Below are 13,406 nucleotides of genomic sequence, written 5' to 3'. Positions count from 1 at the left end.
ATTCAGGTATTCAATATAAGCACAAGCAAATCATAAGATAGTGTCACAAAGGAGGTTACGTCATGCTTCTACCTACGATAGTTGCCGTCTTGATCATTGGATTATTTTGGGTTATCAGCTATAATTCGCTGATCAAATACCGCAACTGGGTGCGAGAATCGTGGGCGCAGATTGATGTGCAATTGCGTCGCCGCTATGACCTGATCCCTAACCTGGTGGAAACAGTCAAAGGATATGCCAAACATGAACAAGAAACTTTGGAGAAAGTTATTAAGGCGCGTAATTTACTGATTTCTCCCGAAAACTCCCCGCAGGATAAAATTGAAGCCAATAATATGATCACAGGTGCACTGCGCTCCATCTTTGCCCTTTCCGAGGCCTATCCGGATCTCAAAGCGAACCAAAACTTTCTTCGGTTACAAGAAGAACTAAGCGGGACTGAAAATAAAATCGCTTATGCACGCCAACTGTATAACAACACCGTCATGAAGTATAACACCAAGATTCAGAGCATCCCGACGAACTTTGTAGCGACTGTGCATGGTTTCAAGGAAGAACAGTTACTGCAAATCCCTGAAGCTGAACGTGAAAACGTCCGCGTTCAGTTTTGACAGCACATGAGGAATGACGATGATATTATACCAGCAAATCGAAAGCAATAAGCGTAAGAGCATTTTCATCGTTCTTGCTTTTGTTTCTTTCATCCTCCTCTTAGGAGGCTTGTTGAGTTACGCTCAAACAGGCGATTGGCTCTCCGGCGCAATCACCGCTGCTGTTATTGCTGTCATTTATGTCGCTTTTGTACTCTTCCAGTCAACACGTATGCTCATGCGCCTGAATGGAGCCCAAAGAATTGAATCGAGGGACCATCATCCTTTCCTTTGGCATACCGTGGAAGGTCTCGCTTTAGCAGCTCGCATCCCCATGCCTCAAGTGTACATCATATCCGATCCTTCGCCGAATGCCTTCGCCGCCGGATTAAAACCGGAATCTGCCACAGTTGCGGTCACATCTGGATTGCTTGATCGATTGAACCGCGAAGAAGTGGAAGCGGTGGTGGCCCATGAAATTGCTCATATCCGCAACTACGATGTCCGCTTAGCGACTATCGCCATCGCCTTGGTCGCTGTCGTGGCCATCATCAGTGACTTTGGCATGCGCATGTTCTTCTTCGGCAAGCGCCGAAATAATAATAACCTTCACCCAGCCATTCTGGTCATTGCTTTGATCTTTGTTATCTTGTCGCCCCTTGTGGCCACTTTTATCCAACTGGCGCTCTCTCGCAATCGAGAGTTCTTAGCCGACAGCGATGGGGCCGCTCTGAATCGCAACCCGGAAGCTTTGGCTCGTGCTTTAGAAAAAATCAGCACCCACCCCGAACCTGTGGAAAGTGCCAAAGCAAGTTCGGCTGCCTTATATATTGCGGATCCGCTGAAGAAAAAAGTGAGCCGCCTCTTTGCAACGCACCCACCTGTGGAAGAACGGGTCGCACGATTGAGGAAGATGTGACTGCAACAAATCGGCTAGAGGTTCAGACCCAGCATACTATTTAGTCAAGAAGTAGGCAAACAATGGACTATAAAATAGAAGCCGACTCCTGCAAAACTTACAGGAGTCGGCTCGTTTTTTCCCGCTGCGTAGATGTTAGCTTAGCGATATCAGTCTCCCCTGATATCGAAAAAACACCCCACATCTTTCATTTGACGTAGGGTGTTCGAAGTTATTTTTGTCTTTCGAACAGGTTGATTTTTAATCCATCAAAATGTCCACAAAGCCTTATAAATCAAGGTTTTTGGTGGAGGCGGCGGGAGTCGAACCCAGCGTCCGAAGAAATACCCACATAGGCATCTACGAGCGTAGTCTCTCGTTTTAGATTTCGCCTTCCTTCCGCACGACAGACAAAGCGTTGGTCAGGCTATCTCGATAAAGTTCGCTTCAGACCTCCGAGAATTGGTGAGAAGCTAATGTCATTTTTACCCTCATATTTCGTTATATATCAGCTCTAACTCATTCGGAGCTACCTTTTTTAATCAGAGATGCGAATTATAGGTCCGAAGGACTGGTTCCGACCTAATCATACGCTATTTTCCTTGTTCCATCAACATTTATTTGACATAAGGTCCGAAGGACTTGGCTTTGGCCTTGTAAAAATTTGTTTCTTAGTTACTTTGGTTCTTTAGCAATATAATTTAAGTTGATATAGGTTGAAAGCTTTTCAATCTTTCTTGAACCATTTTATTCTAGACGAATATCTTTGTTAATCTTGAATAGTTGCCTCTCTAAGCCATTCTATTTTTCTTCTAATAGATTGTTACCTAGAGAACATTAGAGCGGCTTAGAAAGGATTTTAGAGTGTACTGATACTATGTCCAGTTTAGCTCTTCTACTGCTTTCGTTAGATCTTCTTCCCCAGGTTGGGTATATCGACTGGTCATTGTAAGATTCGGTGTGCCATCGGATTTGGTATGGCCCATTAGCCTAGCGATTACATCCAACGGAATTTTTCTTTGAGCCAGTTCATGACCGAAAGTATGGCGAAGAGAATGGCAGGTTAGGTGATCGATCTCTGTTTTCTTTCTGTACTTTTCGACGATATGCTGTATAGCTCTTGTTGTCGTTTTATCTGATCGCTGAGTATCGATCAAGTACAGTCCTTTCGGCTTGTGTTCTTCTAAGTAACGTTGAAGAGCTTGTCTAGCGTCTTTATTCAGCGGAATTTCTCGATACTTTCCACCTTTACCCTTTCTTACGAATATCATACCTTTACGATCGGTTAAGCGAATATCGGTTAGTTTTAACTCTACAGCTTCTTCTACTCGAAGGCCTGTATGCAAGAGCAATGTTATGATAGTAATCTCTCGAAGGTTACTATTTTTTCGTACTTCACGAATAAGGCTGTTTTGTTCGTTACGGTTCAACCATTTCGGCGAAGAAATCGTCACAGGGACATTATCAACATAGGTTGCAGGATTATCAGGGATAATGCCTTTATTAACGTAAAACTGAAATATCACCCGTAGTTGTGTCAAGGTGATAGAAGTTGTAGATGGCTTGTACTTATTGGTAAGGTAACGCTTGAAATTTGCTATGTCTAATTGAGTTATACTTTGCAGGACATAGATAGGGGTATGGGGGGTATGTAGGGGGTCGTTATTAGCGTTAATCCACCATTTTTCTAATCGATTCCATGTACTCTGATATTGTTGAATCGTCAAATCGGATTTGCCTTGCAGCTTCAGCGAATCAAGAAAATCGTTGAGCATATTCTATTCTCCTTCACATATATGACAAGATTTTTCGGAGATACTGAGACGAAACTACAGGCTTTCTGGCTCTAGTATAGCATTAACTTGTCATATATGTATAGAGAATATGACGTTAAGGAACAAAAAGACGACCTACAAATATAGATCGTCTTGTACAATTGTGTCGGTTCTATTTATATATATCAGACTTGAAATTCTATTCAATTGTAAAATACTTTTCAAATCTTATTAAATTTCCACTAATAGAGTCATATTTAACATATTCTCCAGTTAAGTTTTCTCCTTCTTCACCAATATATTCCCTTACGCTTACTGGCTGTAAATTGGGAACAATTGAAAAAACTCTAAACTTATATTCCCCAGGATCTAGACTGCTATTTAGATTTTTGTAGTTACTAAACCAAGTACTCTTAACCATTCCGTTTTTGACAACTACATTATCTCCTGCACTATAACCATCATTATTTGATATTCCTAATCCTAATTTCATTCCATCTGGAAGATTTGTAGTAACAGTAAATTGAATAAAACGATTACTATTCACTTTATAACTAAAATCTATTGCTACGTCAATTTTTTCTACTTTTATTTCTTCTTCTGCAACTTCTTGTTTAGTGTTACACCCAGATAATAAAAGGAATATAAAGAAAAGCATTAATGTAGAAGGCAATATATAGCTTTTTTTATAAATCATTCTTTTTCTACCTTTCGTTAAAACTATTGTATTCTCTGATTTACTTGATCATCTATCTTACTTTTACGATATGTTTCAACTATATTCCTAGCATTATTGGCATGTTTTAAGGAAGCCTCTAAATAATCCATTAATGTAATGTCGGAATTAATCCTCACATAAGAGTATCCTGATTCAGCATAGGATTTTAATGTTTTGAAAAATAATTCTTCAGCAGCAAGACCTTTTTGAATTTCTTTGTGATGCTCTGAATAGTTTTTTGGTGGATTAATCTTTTTATAACTCTCAAGTTCATTAGAAACTTGGAGTATAATATTATCTAACTCCTTTTTCCATTTATCATCATTTGGCTTATAACCACTTAATGTTGTTATTGACTTAACAGCCCAATTTAGTCTTTCAACTGAATCTAAGTCTGACGTAGCACTTTGAATAAGGTACTCAGCTTCACTCATTGTTACTTGTTCACTATTTACTTTTTTGTCAACTGATTCATTAACTTTCAATTCCTTTTCAGTGTGAGTGGCAGAATTAGTGCAACCTGATAAAATTATAAAAAGGAAAATTCCACAAACAAAGACGGTTAATATTCTCAATTTGTACCCTCCTATGTTTTAGTGTTATTAAAAATCAAGATCGCCAGTAACAAGAATTAATTGAGGCTTTTTATGAATAAAGCGAAGAATTAGTATGGAAGATTATTCGGAATTTGAAGTAAGAGAATATTTTTCAATAAATAGTAGCTCTTATTCTATTGTAAAGTTGATTAAATAAGTCTTCTTCACTTTCCCACAAAATATGGTTATATTGCCTAGTATCGAAGTGAATAGTACCTATATCATCTTTACGGCATGTCCAAATAACAGGCAAGCCCAGTCCCATTCCAAATCCTGCTTCAAAGTAAACACCACCACGATTTCCAGTAAAATCACAAACAAGAAACTTACTTTTTCTGATTTCAGCAATTATCTCATCACAGATTTTGTTGTTATGATGTATTTCGTCGATTCTTACAGGCCGATAACCTGACTCTTTTACAGCTTTAGATATACCTTCTTCCCAAGCTTGAGTTAATGATGGATCAAACCACATAGCAACAAAGCACTGATCAGATATCTGCTCTTTCGTTCTTTCAATTTCTGCTACTTTACTCCAACCTCTTATTGTTAAAAAGCATCCGTTTGAATTTACTTTGACTAGCTCTTCTGACTTAAGATGATCTAATAGAAAATAATATGCTGTTCTGTTTTCTGCAAAGAAAATTGGAAAATCTATATTCGAATCTAGCTTATGTCCATGTCCTGCATACTCTGATAGCTTTGCCAGATTATTAAGTGATCTGTCTAGTTTATCAGATATCGTTTTTGGATATAAGTTAATAAGTTGTACAATCTCCAAAAATGGACCAGGGTAAAAAGGCTGTTGCATATGTGCTAAACTTGAATTATTAACAATGGTAGGCTTAGGTCGATTATGGATTGTCATTTCTCGAATTACTGCAGAAAGAAAACTTTTTTCTTTCTCTATAAATTTTAAGCGATCTTCAAATACTTCATCTGTATAAGAATATTTCCCACAAGTTCTACACTCTAATGTCGTTATTGATCTACTACGATCAGCTTCACTAGATTTGTTTTGAGTCTCTTCTCCACATAAGGGACAAATTATATTTTTCATGATGACAGCCTCACTTTTCCCCTCTTTTACAAAAGAATCAAATGTAATACCTGTATTATTTTTCTTTCTTTGTTGTATACATAAATTCCTCTTTTTTCATGTTTGTTTTTGCTTTATTTCGAAGCGTTTCCAACACCATAGCTTTGATGAGAAATAACTAGTAAATTTTTTCTCTTACTCTATATTCGAAAACAATTTCTGTTACCGTTTTTCATGCTGCCATTATCTGATCCCTCAACCTTTCAGTTACTTCATATTACGCAACGAAAAAGGACGTCCTGAATCGTGTCAGGCGTCCTCTTCGCTTCTTCATATATTAAAGATTCAGCGAGCAGTACCCCTCTTATCACGATACTTGCCAACGCTCCATAAAGGCATTTATCTTCTTATCTCTCGTATCTTTACGACCACGAAAAAAGTATCTTGGATTAATCTCTACATGCTTAGAAGAACCATTTTTGACAATGTTAATGATCCCTTTCCTCAGCAAGCTATTCATTACTTTGTTGGTCGTCGCTCTGCTTTTCCAGCCCATTAGCTCCATTATGATCGAATAATTGATCGGCTCTTCTTGATCGTATTTATTTTTTTTATAAAGTATCCCATCGTATGAGATGAAAGGAATTATCGTAAATAAGAATTCTTTCTCTGAGCCTATCAACGAATCTTGATTATTCAACAAAAGTTCTTGTAATGCTTCCGTGTAGATCATTGCGAATGGCTCTTTAGTCTTTGTAAACTTATTATATTTTTTCTGTGATACTGTAGCACCTTGTTCAGCTTTAACTAAGACATACTGCTCTGTGTCGCTCTTGTTCTTAAACTTTCCGTTACCTTCAACAACACTGATTATTTCGCCTGTTTCGGGATCAATAAATTGCTTAGTCATCTTTACCCCTTCCTAATAAAATCCAGAATCATGTTTATTTCTTTGAACGTCTTTGTTCAGTCCAGTAAACACTTTTTTAAGCTATAACAGTCTATAAACGTTGATATATCAAGGTTTTTCGGCCTTTGTGCTAAAGCGTCCTTTATTATCCCTCCTATAAGAATTGAATCATTCAACGAAAATATATCCCATAACCAAGAATGAAAATTTATTCTTTCTTAGTAAAAGTGGCGAAGCCAAATTCAGACTGGAGCGAGGCGAACAGACTGAATTTCTTCTCCTGTATCTTTGTCTTTTGTTCCTTCCCTGTATCTCTACTTCTTTGTATCTTAGAGAAGGAAACTTGGAGCAAGAAACAAACCCTTTCGCTTCGCTCAAGGGTGCTTCGCCACTACTAAAAAGAGAAAAAACATTTTGTTGAATAAAGGTCTTAAAACAAAAAACAATGAACTGCTACTATAATTCCTTATTTTTATCTATTTCGTGACTATTCATTTTCGTTGCAAAAAAAATAACGAAAGCAAGGCTGCTTTCGTCACGTTTTATATATAAAAACGGAATATAGTAGTAAGGAGCTAGAACAAGATCATATCTTCTTAATACGTTTTTTCTCTTGCACAAGGTTAGAAATCGGCGAAGCTAACAAATGCTGTTCTTTTAAGTCGCTGTCTGCTAATGCTATATACTTTTTCGTCATATTCATATCAGAATGGCCCATCGCTTTTTGCAAAGCAAAAGCATTGCCACCATTGCGTAAAAATTCGATTGCAAAAGTATGTCGTAGTTGATAAGGGTAAATTGTTTGACCTAATTGAGAACCGTAAAAGCTTACTCGCTTGTACCAGCTATCAACGCTCATATCGTTGCCTTCATAAGTACAGAAGACAGTAACAGAGTCATCCCAATCTGTAGGCCTTACATGGATCAGCTTATGTATAGCCTTGGCTGTTATGCTACTGATCGGCAACGTTCTGGAAATTCTCGTTTTAGCATGTTCTGCTTGAATCCTTATTTCGTAAGCTTTGAGATTCAGATCTGATACTAAAAGAGTTAGTGCTTCTTTTGGTCTAACACCTGTGTCGATTTGAAAAAGCAATAGAGCATAGTCACGAAGGCCAGAGTAAGTTTTCTGATCAGGCAAAGCAAGTAGTTGCTTCAACGTATCAGCATCTAAGCGAACAATCCGATCGTCTGCTTTTCGTTTCTTTAGTTTTTTTAAGGGATTATCTGTCAAAAAACCTTCTTCGACCAACCAGTTCAAAAAAGTCCTTAAGTAAACAAGTTTGTTATTGTAATAAGCAGGCTTTACGTCATCGGCCATATAGTCCCATAGCTTTTCACGTAAGTTGTCATCATTGGTAAGTTGAACGTCAGGATAAAGCTTCTGAAATCGAGCTAAGTGGTAGGAATAATCCTTCAATGTTCTTTCCGCTCGACCTTCTGCTCTTTTCCAGGTTAAAAAATTACTAACGGCCTTCTCCCAGCTAATCTCCCTTTTAATTTCGTTAAGATTTTCAACACGGGAACGTTTCTTGGGCATAAAAAAACCACCTCTCTGCTCTCTGCAAAAAAGGTGATACAACGTCTTGTTCAGTCCAAAAAGTCCGAACGATATAACGTTGGTCCGAATGACTTAAGCTTATATTTTACGTGAGAGTTCAAATGACTTAGAGTCCGAACGACTTAAAGCGAGTCCGAAGGAGTAAAATCGATGGTTCTAAGTCCTTCGGACCTAGCATTTTTTTGCCTAAAATGAAAGTATCGTCGATGCAAAAAAGCCTATTATATCAAGCTTTTTCGCTTAAGTACTGGTGGAGGCGGCGGGAGTCGAACCCAGCGTCCGAAGAAATACCCACATAGGCATCTACGAGCGTAGTCTCTCGTTTTAGATTTCGCCTTCCTTCCGCACGACAGACAAAGCGTTGGTCAGGCTATCTCGATAAAGTTCGCTTCAGACCTCCGAGAATTGGTGAGAAGCTAGCTCTCTATTAATGACCCCCTAAATCCCTCACCGAGAGCACAGAAGGTAGGAGGTTAGCGGCATTTAAGCTGCTAAAGCGTAGTTATCTTCGGCAATTAAAGCCTTCCGCCCTTTTTACGGTCCTGGCGGCAACCCGGCTCGCTTCCTATGCAAATACGTTCCCCGTCGAAACCATTACGCCCCCATATTATAAAGGATGCCCCTTCGAACAAAAGCTTGTTACTGTAGCCATACTATGGGTGATCATAGTTCGTGCTAGGCAGATTCTGCTATTAGCTTGTTATCTGCTACCACTTGCTACAGAACAGTTCGCTCTACCAGGTCAATACAGTATATCATATGGCAAGAAAAAGTCAACCCAAAAGGCGCGCTCTTTGTTCTTAAAGAACGCTTGACACAAGTTCATCCCTCCTTTACCATTAAAATAACAAAAGTTTTTTTGATATCTTAAAAAAGGGGGCGCTGTGTATGTTTAAGAAAGTCTTGTTATGCACTGATTTATCACCGCCATCAGAACTTTTACTGCAGGCTGTAGAAACATTAAAAAAAGTAGGCCTTGAAGAAGTTTTGCTAGTTCATGCTGTCTTCCAGGCTCATAATCCTGTTCTAGAAGCAGAGATTATGGCCAAAAGAACGTTGCGTATGCAAAGTCAAAAAGAGACGCTAGAAAATAAAGGGTTCAAAGTAACTACAGAAATGCCCTTAGGCATTCCAGCCCCAACATTAACGGAGACTGCTGAAAAGCATGCTGTTGATGCAATTATTGTCGGTTCCCATGGCAAAGGCATCTTCAAAAAGGCGGCTTTAGGTAGTGTTTCCACAGAAATACTACATAGAACTTCTAAACCGATTTTGCTCGTACGCGTAGAGCTCAACAAGGAAGACAGAATGCAACAGTCTTTTGAAGAGCTTTTCTCTGCACCGCTTTTCTGCACCGATTTCTCTGATACTTCCAGTGCTGCTTTTTCCTATCTTGAAAAAGTGGTAGAAACGTTACAATGTCCTGTTACATTAATGCATGTGCAAGATCGTAGTATCTCGGAGACTTATTATTTGCAGCGCTTAGAAGATATTAATCGTGCTATTATTAATGAACTAACACCTCTTAAAGAAAAACTTCTCTCTCTCGGTGCTCCTGAGGTGAAACTGGAAGTCCCCTTTGGCTCGCCCAAAGAGTTAATTCTAGAGAAAGTTCGCTCGAAGAAGCATTCTGTTGTCATTATGGGCAGCCAAGGTAAAGGATTTATGCAAGAGTTGCTTCTAGGTAGTGTGAGCTATAGTGTCGTTCGCAAGTCTTTAATTCCTGTTCTACTAATACCCCCTTCTCAGGCCTAATTGTTTCTTTAAAGCAGAAAAGCTGCCTTTTCTTAGAAGGCAGCTTTTCTGCTTTGTATTGTATTGCTTTCCTTTTCTCTATCGATCTAGAAGGAATGTGTAGGAAAGCGTATGTGAAAAATTGTACCACTTGGACCTGAGTTCACAAAGACTCTGGCTTTATGTTGTCTGGCAATGCGAAAAACCAAAGCCAGGCCAAGACCTGTTCCATTTTCTTTGGTTGTCAAAAAAGGCGTACCCAATCTTTCTAAAACTTCAGCAGGCATGCCTTTTCCTTCATCCTGCACAGCTAGAACGACTTCGGCGTCTTCCATATAGGTGCGAATGGTTAGCTTTTTCCCTGTTTCCATGGCTTCTAATCCATTAAGGACTAGGTTGTAAAGTAATTGGCGGATTTCTTTGTTGTCAAAGACAAGATCGTGAACAGGTTCTAGTTGTTTGACAATCCATTTATTGTTGTTAATCGCTTCAGCTTGTAATAGTGGCAATAATTCTTCAATAACCTTGCTAAGATTGCCTCGTTCAGGGTTTGAGGGTTTTCTTTTCGTCATGGCTAAGAATTCGGTAATGATAGCATTGGCTCTGTCAAGTTCATCAATCATCAAGTGAAAGTAGTCTTTATCTTTTTGATACTCCTCTTGTCTTCCTAAAAGTTGTAGAAATCCTCGGACGCTCATTAAAGGGTTTCGAATCTCATGACCTATGCCAGCCGCCATCTGGGCTACGACGTTGAGGCGATCGAGATGAGCGATTTCGTTTTCTAATTGTTTTTTTTCTGTATTGTCTCTGATCAGGGCAATAATGCCCGTTACGTTGCCCTCTTTATCTTTGATAGGTGTCACAATGTTAAAAACCTGAACGCGTTGGCCGTTTTTCTTGAGCCGTATCGTTTCAAAGTGTTCGAAAGCACCTTTATCTAAGACTTTTTGCACAATTTTGTCGCATTCTTCTTTTTTCTCTTCTGGTGCAAAGACTTGAATAGGTTGACCAATGATTTCTGATTGACTATAGCCAAAAAGCTTTTCAGCGCCTCCATTCCAGCTTTGAATAATACCGTCTCTATCAATAACTATGATAGCATCGGTAGAAGCTTCTACAATGGAGTTTAATTCCATGTTGGTTTTTTCTAGTGTTTTTTTATCTGTAATGTCTCGACCCACACCGTAGATGAGTTCTTCATTAATGTCTATGGTCGCTGTCCATGCTATCCATTTGTAAGTTCCATCTTTACAGATGTAGCGCACTTCCATGTGTGGTAGCTGCATTGTTTCTTTATCATAGCTGTTGAAGTCATAGTTTTTTATCTTGCTTTGATCTTCTTTATGGAGAAATTCTATGTAAGGTCTAGATAAAAGCTCTTCTTCCGTGTAGCCAACGATTCTGCAAAATGCTGGATTTACTTGCTTAAGATATCCATCAAAACCAGTGATGCAGAGGAGGTCAAAAGATAAGTCAAAAAAGCGGATTTTGTTATTTTTTGATATGTTTCTTTTGATTTTCCTCCATTTTATGGATGTGCTCATCTTTTCTCTCTCCGTAATACAGTATTCATTACAGTTTACACTATAAAGGATTGTTTTTTTGTCGAAATAAGTCGTGGTAAAAGATTTTTTTGATTGGTAGAGGTGGTTATGGCAGATACTAGCGATATGAGTTGTGAAAAATTTGTAAAGCACTCTTCTGTTGCAACTATGATTAATTGGGGAAGAAGTTGGGCGAAGTTATGATAGGTTCAAAAGCATCGAAGCCCGTACAAGAACGTCTTTGGTCGAAGCATTTTACCTTGTTGGTTCTAGCGACGACTCTTTTTACTGGAACTTATTATCTGCTTTTGTCTGTTTTGCCTTTGCATATGGCCAATCTGGGTGCTTCGAAAGTTGAGATTGGCTTTTTGATGGCTCTTTTTTTTGTTACGTCACTTTTTTTACGCATTTATGCTGGTTATTTGGGTGATCGGCGAGGCCGCAAAGGTTTACTCTGGTCTTGTGTGCTTCTGACATTGCTGGCACCTTTGCTTTTGTTTTTCCCTTCTCTGTCTATGGTGGCTTTGGCTCAGTTGATTTTTGGCTATACCATTGGTGCTTTTACCGTTCTTGTGATTGCCCTGGTGACGGACAACGTTTCTTCTTCTCAGGTAGGACAAGCCATTGGTGTGCATAGCATATCTCTTGTACTAGCCAAGGGAATGGCACCTGCGCTGGGACTATTAATCTTTTTTCGCTTTGAAGGATTGTCTCTTCTCTTGGTGATGAGTTTTTCCCTAGCTTTGGTTACCGCTTTGATTTTGCCATTTTTAAAGGAAAAAACAGTATCTCGAGGCGGTGCTACGGCTGCGCCCATTCCTTTTCGTCAGACTTTACGCAGTCCTTACGTACTGATTCCCGGTCTTACCCTTTTTACGATAACTTTTACGAATGGTGCCATTGTGACCATGTTGCCACTTTTTGCTTTACAGCAAGCGATTCCGTCTTTTGAGCTATTTTTTGTTTTTAATACTGTTGCCGTTGTGGTGATTCGTCTTTTTACGGGACTTTTAGAACGTTTTTCTTCTTATCAACTGATTGTTTTTTCTTTGCTCGTCGTGGCTGTGGCCATGGTGGCACTCGCCTTTGCTTCCTCTTTGCCTTATCTGCTTCTGGTGGCAACACTCTATGGTCTGGGCTTTGGGGCTATGTATCCAGCTTTAACGGCTCTGGTGATTGAGAAGACACCTGCAGCGACAAGAGGCAGTGCTATGGGGGTTTATACGAGCTTTTTTGATGTGGGTGTATCAGCTGGTGCGCTGTGGGCAGGCTTAAGTCAGTTTCTCGGCTTTCAATTGATGTATCTTTCATCGGCTCTTCTTCCTCTTATAGGGCTTTTGCTTTTTATACAGATGAAAAGAAGAACCTCCCGCGCTTAATTGGCAGGGAGGTTCTTTTCCTTTTTGCAATTGAGGTTCTTTATTGGATTTCTCTATTGTTCTTTCTTGTTGTTTTTTTCCTGGCTTTCTTCGGCTTCATCAGCCACTTCAAGCATGTCTTGGCGAAGATCTGTTTCGCATTCTGTTCGAGCTGTAAAGGTGGCATCGTTGTGGACGCCGCGCTCTGTGTAACCTGTCTTTTTGGCTTCTTCCCAGTTTAATTTATCAATTTGACTTCTTACATCGATTTTGTTGTTTTTTTCACTCATTGCTTTTCACCTCATCATTCGCTTACCCTTTTCTCGTTTATCCTTTCACGCTTTTTAGCTTGGCCTTCGTTGCTTTAAAATATGCTTTTTTTATCTTCTCTGGGACCATTTTGGGGTCCTTGGCATATGATGGAGCGAAAACAAGGAGGTGCTATTTTTTATGGATCGATGCAAACCGCCCGTTTGTGCTCCAAAGCCACCTGTCTGTGCGCCACCACATAGGCATAGACCCGATGTGTTGCCTGATTCTCCAAAGTTGGCAGAAGCTTATGTGTTGTGGCAGAAGTATTGTCCGCCCTTCTATTCTCCGACAGAGGCGTTGAAAAAAGGAACGCTTTTTCCTGACCTTTATCGTCCTTACATTAAAGATAAACATCGAAAAAAGTGTTAGAA

General features: G+C 39.3%; 13 protein-coding genes and 1 other RNA gene. 5 read left to right on the top strand and 9 right to left on the bottom strand.

What is annotated here, in order from left to right; translation table 11 throughout:
• Positions 1-62 precede the first annotated feature (62 nt).
• Positions 63-611 (top strand): LemA family protein, encoded by a 549-nt coding sequence (locus FTV88_RS00920; RefSeq protein WP_153723966.1) that lies wholly within the window; start codon positions 63-65, stop codon positions 609-611.
• Between the two features lie 19 nt (positions 612-630).
• Positions 631-1,509 (top strand): zinc metalloprotease HtpX, encoded by an 879-nt coding sequence (gene htpX, locus FTV88_RS00915; protein WP_243137229.1) that lies wholly within the window; start codon positions 631-633, stop codon positions 1,507-1,509.
• An 854-nt stretch (positions 1,510-2,363) separates the two neighbouring features.
• On the opposite strand, the gene FTV88_RS00910 is transcribed toward htpX, so the two are convergent.
• The 7 genes from FTV88_RS00910 to ssrA all read right to left on the bottom strand — a co-directional run bounded on the left by FTV88_RS00910 (position 2,364) and on the right by ssrA (position 8,691).
• Positions 2,364-3,263, bottom strand: a complete 900-nt coding sequence (locus FTV88_RS00910) for a tyrosine-type recombinase/integrase (RefSeq protein ID WP_153723965.1) — start codon at positions 3,261-3,263, stop codon at positions 2,364-2,366.
• A 199-nt stretch (positions 3,264-3,462) separates the two neighbouring features.
• Complete coding sequence (locus tag FTV88_RS00905; RefSeq protein WP_153723964.1) at positions 3,463-3,960, bottom strand: hypothetical protein; 498 nt, start codon at positions 3,958-3,960, stop codon at positions 3,463-3,465.
• A gap of 23 nt (positions 3,961-3,983) precedes the next feature.
• On the bottom strand, positions 3,984-4,556 hold the full coding sequence (locus FTV88_RS00900; protein ID WP_153723963.1) for a hypothetical protein: 573 nt from the start codon (positions 4,554-4,556) through the stop codon (positions 3,984-3,986).
• Between the two features lie 133 nt (positions 4,557-4,689).
• Positions 4,690-5,637 carry a hypothetical protein gene (locus tag FTV88_RS00895; RefSeq protein WP_153723962.1) on the bottom strand — a complete coding sequence of 316 codons (948 nt, stop codon included), beginning with the start codon at positions 5,635-5,637 and terminating at the stop codon, positions 4,690-4,692.
• 346 nt (positions 5,638-5,983) lie between these two features.
• Positions 5,984-6,526 (bottom strand): hypothetical protein, encoded by a 543-nt coding sequence (locus FTV88_RS00890; RefSeq protein ID WP_153723961.1) that lies wholly within the window; start codon positions 6,524-6,526, stop codon positions 5,984-5,986.
• Positions 6,527-7,112: 586 nt separating this feature from the next.
• The gene (locus FTV88_RS00885) at positions 7,113-8,066 is read right to left on the bottom strand and encodes a tyrosine-type recombinase/integrase (RefSeq protein ID WP_153723960.1); all 954 of its coding nucleotides are present in this window, start codon (positions 8,064-8,066) and stop codon (positions 7,113-7,115) included.
• Positions 8,067-8,335: 269 nt separating this feature from the next.
• Positions 8,336-8,691: a transfer-messenger RNA gene (ssrA, locus tag FTV88_RS00880) on the bottom strand.
• A 284-nt stretch (positions 8,692-8,975) separates the two neighbouring features.
• On the opposite strand from ssrA, the gene FTV88_RS00875 reads away from it, so the two are divergent.
• Positions 8,976-9,842, top strand: coding sequence for a universal stress protein (locus FTV88_RS00875; protein WP_153723959.1), 867 nt, complete (start codon positions 8,976-8,978; stop codon positions 9,840-9,842).
• An 86-nt stretch (positions 9,843-9,928) separates the two neighbouring features.
• Here the strand turns inward: FTV88_RS00875 and FTV88_RS00870 are convergent, their stop codons facing one another.
• Complete coding sequence (locus FTV88_RS00870; RefSeq protein ID WP_153723958.1) at positions 9,929-11,365, bottom strand: PAS domain S-box protein; 1,437 nt, start codon at positions 11,363-11,365, stop codon at positions 9,929-9,931.
• A gap of 200 nt (positions 11,366-11,565) precedes the next feature.
• On the opposite strand from FTV88_RS00870, the gene FTV88_RS00865 reads away from it, so the two are divergent.
• The gene (locus FTV88_RS00865; RefSeq protein WP_153723957.1) at positions 11,566-12,744 is read left to right on the top strand and encodes an MFS transporter; all 1,179 of its coding nucleotides are present in this window, start codon (positions 11,566-11,568) and stop codon (positions 12,742-12,744) included.
• Between the two features lie 53 nt (positions 12,745-12,797).
• Here the strand turns inward: FTV88_RS00865 and FTV88_RS00860 are convergent, their stop codons facing one another.
• Entirely contained in the window at positions 12,798-13,013 is a 216-nt protein-coding gene (locus tag FTV88_RS00860) for a hypothetical protein (RefSeq protein WP_153723956.1), read from the bottom strand.
• A 160-nt stretch (positions 13,014-13,173) separates the two neighbouring features.
• Between FTV88_RS00860 and FTV88_RS00855 the strand changes: the two genes are divergently transcribed.
• On the top strand, positions 13,174-13,404 hold the full coding sequence (locus FTV88_RS00855) for a spore coat associated protein CotJA (RefSeq protein ID WP_153723955.1): 231 nt from the start codon (positions 13,174-13,176) through the stop codon (positions 13,402-13,404).
• Positions 13,405-13,406 lie beyond the last annotated feature (2 nt).

The organism is Heliorestis convoluta, from assembly GCF_009649955.1.
Lineage (GTDB): Bacteria > Bacillota > Desulfitobacteriia > Heliobacteriales > Heliobacteriaceae > Heliorestis > Heliorestis convoluta.
The sequence above is the reverse complement of the archived record's forward strand: the minus strand, read 5'-3'. Positions and strand labels throughout refer to the sequence as shown.

What these genes read in the sequence shown, in the direction of transcription:
- FTV88_RS00860 (WP_153723956.1), bottom strand. Translation starts at nt 13,013, where the DNA reads ATGAGTGAAAAAAACAACAAAATCGATGTAAGAAGTCAAATTGATAAA.
- FTV88_RS00875 (WP_153723959.1), top strand. Translation starts at nt 8,976, where the DNA reads ATGTTTAAGAAAGTCTTGTTATGCACTGATTTATCACCGCCATCAGAA.
- FTV88_RS00895 (WP_153723962.1), bottom strand. Translation starts at nt 5,637, where the DNA reads ATGAAAAATATAATTTGTCCCTTATGTGGAGAAGAGACTCAAAACAAA.
- FTV88_RS00885 (WP_153723960.1), bottom strand. Translation starts at nt 8,066, where the DNA reads ATGCCCAAGAAACGTTCCCGTGTTGAAAATCTTAACGAAATTAAAAGG.
- htpX (WP_243137229.1), top strand. Translation starts at nt 631, where the DNA reads ATGATATTATACCAGCAAATCGAAAGCAATAAGCGTAAGAGCATTTTC.
- FTV88_RS00870 (WP_153723958.1), bottom strand. Translation starts at nt 11,365, where the DNA reads ATGAGCACATCCATAAAATGGAGGAAAATCAAAAGAAACATATCAAAA.
- FTV88_RS00865 (WP_153723957.1), top strand. Translation starts at nt 11,566, where the DNA reads ATGATAGGTTCAAAAGCATCGAAGCCCGTACAAGAACGTCTTTGGTCG.
- FTV88_RS00890 (WP_153723961.1), bottom strand. Translation starts at nt 6,526, where the DNA reads ATGACTAAGCAATTTATTGATCCCGAAACAGGCGAAATAATCAGTGTT.
- FTV88_RS00910 (WP_153723965.1), bottom strand. Translation starts at nt 3,263, where the DNA reads ATGCTCAACGATTTTCTTGATTCGCTGAAGCTGCAAGGCAAATCCGAT.
- FTV88_RS00855 (WP_153723955.1), top strand. Translation starts at nt 13,174, where the DNA reads ATGGATCGATGCAAACCGCCCGTTTGTGCTCCAAAGCCACCTGTCTGT.
- FTV88_RS00905 (WP_153723964.1), bottom strand. Translation starts at nt 3,960, where the DNA reads ATGATTTATAAAAAAAGCTATATATTGCCTTCTACATTAATGCTTTTC.
- FTV88_RS00920 (WP_153723966.1), top strand. Translation starts at nt 63, where the DNA reads ATGCTTCTACCTACGATAGTTGCCGTCTTGATCATTGGATTATTTTGG.